General features: G+C 64.2%; 1 protein-coding gene. It reads right to left on the bottom strand.

Going from position 1 to position 1,069, the window contains the following annotated elements; translation table 11 throughout:
* Positions 1-1,018: IS30 family transposase (locus D8S75_RS17255; protein WP_232829098.1), on the bottom strand; the 1,018-nt coding region annotated here is incomplete at its 3' end.
* Between the last annotated feature and the right edge of the window lie 51 nt (positions 1,019-1,069).

The following is a 1,069-nucleotide window of genomic DNA, read 5'->3' as shown; positions in this document are numbered from 1 at the left end:
GAATGGTAGCGCCCTGGCGCTGCGCAATGGCCTGCATGAACTGCTGGAATGCTTGGTACGGAGACTTCCAGCCCAGCGTCTGGCGAGGCCGGTTGTTCATCAGATCGGCAATCGAGTCGAGCGCATCCTGGTCATGGATACCCAGGTCTGTTCCCTTGGGCAGGAACTGGCGCAGCAACCCATTGGTGTTCTCGCAACTGCCCCGCTGCCAGGGGCTGTGCGGATCACAGAAGTACACCCGCATGCCCGTGGCCTGGGCCAACTCCCGATGGCGCGCCATCTCCTTGCCCTGGTCGTAGGTGAGCGTCTGGCGCAGGGGCTGCGCCACCTGGTTGAGCTTGGCCGCGAAGGCAGCCAATGCTGACTCGGCCGTGGCATCGGGCATACGGCACAGCAGTACCAGGCGCGTGCTGCGCTCGACCAGCACGCCCACGGCAGACTGGTTGTTGGCGCCCTTGATCAAGTCGCCCTCCCAATGACCCGGCATCAGCCGATCATGGACCTCGGGCGGGCGCACATGGATGCTGACCATCTCGGGAATCTGCCCACGCCGATCTTGCCCTGCCGAGCGAGGACGGCGTCCACTGCGGCCCCAGCGCAGCAGCGCGATCAACTGCTTCTTCAGTTCCCCACGGGGATAGGCATAGATGGCGTTGTAGATCGACTCATGGGACGCACGCTGGCTGGGGTCATCGGGATGCATGCCCCGCAGTGTGCGGGCAATCTGCTGGGGCGACCAACGCCACAGCAAAAGATCACAGACCACACGCCACAGCGCGCTGTGCGGGTGCAGCTTGGGCAGAGGCCGAGCGGCAAGGCGACGGGCTTCACAGGCGGCCTGGGCGGGCTTGAAGGCATAGCCCTGGGCAGCGCGGCCATTGCGCGCCAGCTCACGGCAGACGGTGCTGGGACTGCGCCCGAGCAGGCGGGCGATGGATCGTTGGCTCAGACCCTGCTGGACAAGTGATGCCAGGGTCTGTCGATCTTCTGGCTGCAAGTGCGTGTATCGTGAAGTCATCTGTGCAAGTTACCTGAGGTTCAGGTGTTGCACTTCAGATTTGAGACCGCC

The organism is Simplicispira lacusdiani, assembly GCF_003604195.1.
In the GTDB taxonomy this organism is placed as follows: domain Bacteria; phylum Pseudomonadota; class Gammaproteobacteria; order Burkholderiales; family Burkholderiaceae_C; genus Simplicispira; species Simplicispira lacusdiani.
Note: the sequence above shows the minus strand (reverse complement) of the source record. Positions and strands in the feature narration are given on the sequence as shown.